The organism is Bacillus norwichensis (assembly GCF_014836955.1).
GTDB lineage: Bacteria > Bacillota > Bacilli > Bacillales > Bacillaceae_C > Siminovitchia > Siminovitchia norwichensis.
This window is the reverse complement of the sequence record NZ_JACSPV010000051.1, coordinates 22,327-28,877: the sequence shown is the minus strand read 5'-3', so window position 1 is coordinate 28,877 and position 6,551 is coordinate 22,327. Positions and strand designations below refer to the sequence as shown.

The 6,551-nt window shown below is 36.7% G+C and carries 7 protein-coding genes; 2 read left to right on the top strand and 5 right to left on the bottom strand.

Translation table 11 applies throughout. From position 1 onward, the window contains the following. Positions 1 to 41: 41 nt before the first annotated feature. Complete coding sequence (locus H9631_RS19525) at positions 42 to 1,307, bottom strand: APC family permease (protein ID WP_191815766.1); 1,266 nt, start codon at positions 1,305 to 1,307, stop codon at positions 42 to 44. Positions 1,308 to 1,437: 130 nt separating this feature from the next. On the opposite strand from H9631_RS19525, the gene H9631_RS19520 reads away from it, so the two are divergent. Next, positions 1,438 to 2,007, top strand: coding sequence for a bifunctional transcriptional activator/DNA repair enzyme AdaA (locus H9631_RS19520; RefSeq protein ID WP_191815764.1), 570 nt, complete (start codon positions 1,438 to 1,440; stop codon positions 2,005 to 2,007). Then, on the top strand, positions 2,000 to 2,515 hold the full coding sequence (locus H9631_RS19515) for a methylated-DNA--[protein]-cysteine S-methyltransferase (protein ID WP_191815762.1): 516 nt from the start codon (positions 2,000 to 2,002) through the stop codon (positions 2,513 to 2,515). Before H9631_RS19520 ends, H9631_RS19515 begins: the two co-directional genes overlap by 8 nt. 526 nt (positions 2,516 to 3,041) lie before the next feature. Here the strand turns inward: H9631_RS19515 and H9631_RS19510 are convergent. The 4 genes from H9631_RS19510 to rplM form a co-directional block, all read right to left on the bottom strand. Then, complete coding sequence (locus tag H9631_RS19510) at positions 3,042 to 4,175, bottom strand: Fic family protein (protein ID WP_191815760.1); 1,134 nt, start codon at positions 4,173 to 4,175, stop codon at positions 3,042 to 3,044. A 393-nt stretch (positions 4,176 to 4,568) separates the two neighbouring features. Next, positions 4,569 to 4,754, bottom strand: a complete 186-nt coding sequence (locus H9631_RS19505) for a hypothetical protein (RefSeq protein WP_191815758.1) — start codon at positions 4,752 to 4,754, stop codon at positions 4,569 to 4,571. Between the two features lie 602 nt (positions 4,755 to 5,356). Beyond that, positions 5,357 to 5,749: a 30S ribosomal protein S9 gene (gene rpsI / locus H9631_RS19500; RefSeq protein WP_191815756.1), complete on the bottom strand. Its 393-nt coding sequence runs from the start codon at positions 5,747 to 5,749 to the stop codon at positions 5,357 to 5,359. An 18-nt stretch (positions 5,750 to 5,767) separates the two neighbouring features. Beyond that, positions 5,768 to 6,205 carry a 50S ribosomal protein L13 gene (gene rplM / locus H9631_RS19495; protein ID WP_120118008.1) on the bottom strand — a complete coding sequence of 146 codons (438 nt, stop codon included), beginning with the start codon at positions 6,203 to 6,205 and terminating at the stop codon, positions 5,768 to 5,770. Between the last annotated feature and the right edge of the window lie 346 nt (positions 6,206 to 6,551).

The window sequence follows — 6,551 nt, the reverse complement described above, 5'->3', positions numbered from 1 at the left end:
ATCGAACTTCCATTTTTGGAAGCGAAAGTGTTCAAAATTAATTAGCAAAAAGTGTTCAATTCTACTTGACGGTCACAACAGGCAATACCCACGATTAATGGAATTTGAATAAAAATACCAACAAAAGGATATGCTGCTAAGCACACTATTGTGGTAAGCGCCGCCATGATTTTACCTATTTTAGAATCTAATAGCTTGACTCCTGCCAAGCCCCCGAAAACATAACTAGCTATACCAAGAGAATTAGGTATAAAAACCAATGTCTCCAAACTTATTTTAAATATATAGGCGATTAATAATCCGCCAGTAGCAAAAATCCCAATAAAAATAATCATATGAGTAGGGGTATGGTATCTTTTGTGTATATAGTCGAACCATGATGGAGCAAGTTTTTCACGGGCTAAGGAATACCCAAGTCTACTAATTCCCGCTGCAAAGACATTGGTAGTTCCAACAGAGATTAGTAGAGCAACGAATGCAGTGGCATATCCACCGTGAATACCTGTCGTTTTTGTCATTACCTGAACCAATGAAGCATTATTCATGGCTCCCTCGATTGTTGATGTCTCTGTTGAATAGGACTGTGTTCCTATCACTGCTAATGCTGAACCAAGATAAACGATTCCTACAATTATGATCGCTCCCCACGTAGCTCTAGTTATATCTCTTTTGGGATTTTTAAACTCGGGGGCAAGACTTGCAATTGCTTCCCATCCAAAAAAGGACCAAAAGATAAACATTCCGGCCTTTCCAGCTAAGGTAATGTTATCAGAAGTCAGACTAGGCTTGATGTTATTAATATCAATTAAGGGTAGAGCTGAGATAATTGTAAAAAGAAGAATCAACAAAGTAAGGCTACTTATCATCAACTGTACCTTACTACTTAATTTAATCCCAAAATAATTAATTATAACAGCACTAATAAGTATAATTCCTGCAATGATGTATGCTATTTCTATATCGAGTTGCAAAGCGTAAATTACATATATTCCACCCGTTAGAGGAACAATAACTTGCCCTGCGATTGCTGCAATAAAATAAAACCAGCCAATAATTGCACTTGCATATCTCCCAAAAGCTTTTTCGACAAAAGTTGAAATGCCTCCTGAACATGGATATTCCTTTGCTAGTAGAGCAAAAGTATACGCTAATGGAATGCTAAATAGTACCATTCCAATCCAAGAATATAAAGCATTAGCTCCTGCAATGCCTGCTGTCATCCCCGGAAGAATTAGAATTCCAGAACCAATTACAGCTCCTACGTATAAAGCAATACCTTGCCATAGTGTGATTGATTTTTTTAACACCTTATTTCACCCCTCTAACAAAACTGTATCAAAAACATAACACAAGGCCTCTTTCATATTCTTGCTATCTTATTTTAAAGGGCTTTGATAAGGGAAAGTTATGAGTATAATAAAAACAGGAGGCGTTTTTATGCAGGAATATATGTGGGAGGCTATTGTTCAATGTGATAGATTGTATGATGGAAAATTTTTTTATGGACTAACTACAACTAAAATTTTTTGCAGACCTTCTTGCAAATCCAGAACTCCAAAAAGAGAAAATACTAAGGTATTTTCGAGTGTTAGTGAAGCGATTACTTCTGGTTTTCGTCCATGTAAAAGATGTAAACCTGAGAAACTAAAGGCCCCTGATGAGGAAATAGCACATAATGCTAAAACGTTTATTCATAACCATTTCGATGAATCGATTACTCTCTCTAAAATAGCTGAAGAAATCCATATCAATCCCTACCATTTGCACAGAACCTTTAAGAAAATAGTGGGAAAAACACCTTCTGATTACCTTTTTCAAATAAGAATTAAATTAGCAAAAGAAATGTTAAAAACCACTGATAAATCAATCACAGAAATTGCTTTAAAGGTTGGTTATCATAATATTTCCCATTTTTCATCCGTTTTTTTAGATAAAGTGGGAATGAATCCATCAGAGTTTAGAAAGCAATATTCAACATCAGCATTAGTAGGAGACGAAGATGAATAGACAAGAAATAGTATACTGGGATAGTTTAATTTATAATGACTGGAATTTTTATTTAGCCGCTACGAAGAATGGTCTTTGTTGCCTAAGACTGCCCAATGAGTCATTTGAAACACTGGAGAATTGGGTCTATAAAAACATGCAAAATGTAGAGCTAGTTCAAAATAAAGAAAAGATGTCAGGTTACTGTTTACAGTTAATAGAATTTCTCCAAGGAAGAAGAAAAGAATTTTCAATTGATCTTGATCTTCATGGAACAAATTTCCAAAAAACAGTATGGCAAGGTCTTTTGAAAATTCCATACGGGGAAACTAGGACATATTTTTATATTGCTAAGAGTTTAAATAGGCCTAAAGCAAGTAGAGCCGTTGGGGCCGCTAATGGTTCAAACCCGATTCCCATAATAATACCATGCCATCGAGTTATTGGGAGTGATGGGAAATTAACAGGATACAGGGGAGGAATTCCATTTAAAAAGACTCTTCTTGCATTAGAACAATTCAATGCTTAATATTTATATTTAATCTTCAAGAAGATTTGACAGGGTTTTATAAACTGAACTATTATGTATCTCTTAAGGTAATAATTTTTTATGCTCAACTGACTTATATTCAGTTGGCTTTTTTTTGTTTAACACAATCTTTCTTCAAAAACTGTTCATATTTTTGGCGTTTTGAAAAAAACTTGTTGAGGATTAGGAAAGGGGAAATCCTACGCTTCATGGTCTCTCTTTCCCATATAATGTAAGCTTCCCATTCTTCAATTAATCGCTGTCTTTTCTTCTGTTAGATTTCTTCTCTTGTTCGCATCTCCATAATATAACCTTCATTTTCTAATATAAATCATCCATATAATGTAAATATTGCAGGAGGGAGTGACTAGCCCCCGACCTCTCACACCACCGAACCGTTCGTATACGGCGGCTCAATTAAGTATGACGTAGAAATTCATATCGTTGATATAGACTTTTCAACCCTATAGATTGTACCATGCTGGGCGCACCAAAAAAGCTCCTGCTTACAAGCAAGAGCTGAATGTTATTTATCGAATAAATCTAATACATCATAATTGAAGTATTCAACATTTCGTTTTTGTGACGGATCTTTAAATAGTAGTTCTTTTTCAGCAAGTGAGTTCAATGTTCTTCTAGCTGTTGTAGGTGCGATTTTAGCGTGTTCTGCCGCCTGTACTGCTGTAATGTTTGGGTGTCTGAATGTCATTAGATATACAAGTGGTTCTGTACTTCCCTCACATTTTTCTATACCTGCTTTCGCTATTTGATCAGCTTGTTCTAATAGTATACTTAACTTTTCAGCCATACGTTGAGAGGCGTCCAAGAAAAAGTTCAGCCAGTTATACCATTTTGGATTGTTACCACGAGTTTCATTTAGTAAGTGGTAATATTTTGCTCGCTGCTTCTCCAATTCCTCACTAACAAAGAATATCGGACTGGATAATTGTTCAGACTGCATCATATAAAGAGCAATAATAATTCTGCCTAAACGACCATTCCCATCTAAAAACGGATGGATTGATTCAAATTGAGCATGAAGGATAGCAACCTTCAATAACGGATGAATACTTTCATCTAAAACGAAATCTCCAACAGGCAAGTGGCTTACATCCATTTTTTCACCATACGGATGCTTATTCGCATATGTCTCCCAATTCATCAAATAGCTTTCTATTTCGCCTGCATCTATCGGTACATATACTGCATCTTCAAAGCGTTTTGTAGGTCCTATCCAATTGGGAACCTTCCTAAATTCACCACGATCGGTATTAGCCCCCCTAGCACCTTCCATTAATACTTTATGAAGGTCTAATATTAGACGGGTTGTTAAAGGATAACCATTTCTAATTCTTTCTTGACCGATATATAAAGCCTTGCGATAATTTAAAACTTCTATATGCTCTTGCTTTTGTTCAGATTTATGTGTTTCATTAACCATATCTGTAAAAGTAACCTGTGTGCCTTCAATTCTTGTAGATTGAACAGACTCTTTCAAAGCAAGGGTATTAATCAAATCACTTCTAACAATAGTGTGTTTAAATTTTTCGTCCAAACGACTAATTTCTGATGAAACAGTAGCCAACTTCATAAAGATTTCAGCCGCCTGTTCTGTCTTAACGCTAACAGGCAATTTCTTAACACCTTTGATAGGGGCCATATAAACTCCCTCCTCATTACGTTCATTTTTTCAAAATATGAACTTAATATGCCCATTATACACGTTTTAGCATCATTGTAATCAAAATTCTCACTTAAAATATGTATATTCGTGCAAAATAAGAAAGGAACGAAAAAAATCGTTCCTTTGGTAAATTGTTAATTAAATTTCAAATACTCCATATCCTTCTTCATCATTAAAATTTTAAATGTCCGCTACCTTATCCGAAAACGATACAATAACTTTTCTGCTTTTAGCATTTCCTTTACGACAAATGATAAAACATTGAAATCTTTTTCTTTCTTAACCTCATTAAATGATTCAAAGAATTGAGCAGTTAAATTAGCTTTACCATCTGTATTGAAAATGGCGTCAGCCTTTTTGAGACGCCTTTCAGATACTAATGCTTACCGCTTTAGATAATGACGAAGCGAAATTCGTACCGTCAGCCATAAATTCAGTCGCTACTTTCACATAACATGAATTGTGATTTTCCATCGTCAAATTTTTAATTTCACCTGCTCCACCTGCAAAAAGGATAAAACAAAAATCTCTGTTTTGCTTATAGGCAATAGACATAAGATTTCAAACCCTTTTGATTGTGTCTCCAATGGACACATACTTGCTGATTCGTCCAGGCAACAAACCTTCTTTAAAAATCAAGCTTGGTTGCAGGATGATTATATAAGGCAATTTCAGAAGGAAGCAACTGTTCAATATTGTTTCCTAATACCAAAACATTACGATCATTGCCTTATCATGCTCTGACCATTACTTTTTTCGAGAGGTAGACTTGAATCGTCGACCTTATGCGCAACTTCTTTCAACTTTTTATGTTTAGTCAGCTTTTCACTTAACTCAATCCTATCTCATAGTGGCATTTTCTGTATTTGAGCATCTTGACTTCCAGCAGCATTGCCTAGCAGGTTATTTGGCGCTTTAGGATACATTACTGTACACGGTTTAATGGGCACGCTAGGATTGCTACTACGTTGGGTATATACACTCACGTAACCAAACAGAGTAAAGAAAATATTAGCAACTTTTTAGATGAAGAATCCATATGAAGTACATTCAAAAAATAATTACATTCACTAGATCATTTTTTTGCATAAAAACAGCCTGTTCCAAACAATTTGGAACAGGCTGTAAACGTTGATATATCAAAGTTTTTATTAAGATTAACGCTTCGAGAACTGAGGAGCTCTACGCGCGCCTTTAAGACCGTATTTCTTACGTTCTTTCATACGTGGGTCACGAGTTAGGAGACCTGCACGCTTAAGTGGTGCGCGGTACTCAGGGTCAGCTTCAAGCAACGCACGAGCGATGCCGTGGCGGATTGCGCCTGCTTGACCAGTATAGCCGCCGCCTTGAACGTTTACCAATACGTCATAGTTGCCTAGAGTTTCAGTAGCAGTAAGTGGCTGCTTGATTACTTCACGCAAAGCTGCGAAAGGGATATAGTCTTCTACTTCACGATTATTAATAACGATACGGCCTTCGCCAGGTACTAAACGTACACGGGCTACGGAGCTTTTACGACGGCCTGTACCATAATATTGAACTTGTGCCATTGTTATCCTCCTTTTAAATTACCCGCGAAGTTCGTACACTTCCGGTTGTTGTGCTTGATGCGGATGCTCTGCTCCAGCATAGACATTCAGTTTTCTGTACATTTGGCGTCCCAAAGGTCCTTTTGGAAGCATGCCTTTGATCGCAAGCTCGATCATTTTTTCAGGGCGCTTTGCTCTCATTTCAGCAGCATTTGTCGCTTTGATTCCGCCAGCATAGCCTGAGTGACGATAGTACATTTTGTCTTGAAGCTTGTTGCCTGTTAATTCGATTTTCGCTGCATTCACGATGATTACGTGATCGCCTGTATCAACATTCGGCGTATAAGTCGGTTTATGTTTACCGCGCAAAAGTGTTGCAACTTCAGTTGCAAGGCGGCCAAGTGTTTTGCCTTCAGCGTCAACGACGTACCATTTACGATTGATGTCACCGGCTTTAGCCATATACGTAGTACGCATTTGTTACCCTCCCAAATGAATTAAAAAGTTCACATTCGTCGTATTTTTATTTTTCATCACAATAAGTTTCCGGGGCTTATCGTGGAGATATAAAAATAATACCATCTGATATTCTATCCTCTTTGACAAGTAAAGTCAAGTGATTTTTGAACACCTGGCATGGTTGTTAAGGAATTTTATTTACAGCCAGCAATTTTACCCGGTTCTGAAAGACTGGCCGATTGATCTATTTACTATTGAGCTTTTAAAAATTACTATCGAAGCTCTTGATTTTACTGTCTAGTTTTTTAATTTACTGTCCAACCCTGGGCTTTTCTATCCAGATCGCCAATTTTACTGTCCAAAC

Excerpts from the sequence above, each read along its gene's own strand:
- H9631_RS19520 (WP_191815764.1), top strand. The coding sequence starts at position 1,438 with ATGCAGGAATATATGTGGGAGGCTATTGTTCAATGTGATAGATTGTAT.
- H9631_RS19515 (WP_191815762.1), top strand. The coding sequence starts at position 2,000 with ATGAATAGACAAGAAATAGTATACTGGGATAGTTTAATTTATAATGAC.
- H9631_RS19510 (WP_191815760.1), bottom strand. The coding sequence starts at position 4,175 with ATGGCCCCTATCAAAGGTGTTAAGAAATTGCCTGTTAGCGTTAAGACA.
- H9631_RS19505 (WP_191815758.1), bottom strand. The coding sequence starts at position 4,754 with ATGTCTATTGCCTATAAGCAAAACAGAGATTTTTGTTTTATCCTTTTT.
- rpsI (WP_191815756.1), bottom strand. The coding sequence starts at position 5,749 with ATGGCACAAGTTCAATATTATGGTACAGGCCGTCGTAAAAGCTCCGTA.
- rplM (WP_120118008.1), bottom strand. The coding sequence starts at position 6,205 with ATGCGTACTACGTATATGGCTAAAGCCGGTGACATCAATCGTAAATGG.